Raw genomic sequence first — 311 nt, forward strand, 5'->3', positions numbered from 1 at the left:
TAAACGAATAGCGATCAACCTGCATCCACAAAAGACTACCAACCGCATCAACTAACCCCGGCAGCGCATATTTTGCATTCATCGTCGTTGTCCTATTTCGTCAGCCCGCGCGGTGCCGGCGTCTTTCCTTCGCACTTATCACTGGTCCTGTAGGCCGCCACCTTGCGAATGTGCTTGCTCCCGCTGGGGCGATGCCCGGTCTGGTGAGGCAACGGCTCTGTCGGGAAAGGAAGCACTTCGCGGCAATGCTTGCAGCTATAGCCGTTGCCGTGTTCACACAGCGGCGAGAGTGGTTCGTCCCAGTGTGGCGG

General features: G+C 57.9%; 1 protein-coding gene. It reads right to left on the reverse strand.

Annotation, left to right across the window (positions count from 1 at the left end; genetic code table 11):
- Positions 1 to 92 precede the first annotated feature (92 nt).
- A partial coding sequence (locus RVY79_RS18660) for a hypothetical protein (protein WP_317466040.1) occupies positions 93 to 311 on the reverse strand: 219 nt, incomplete at its 5' end.

The sequence above is a fragment of the Chromohalobacter sp. HP20-39 genome, from assembly GCF_033052815.1.
Lineage (GTDB): Bacteria > Pseudomonadota > Gammaproteobacteria > Pseudomonadales > Halomonadaceae > Chromohalobacter.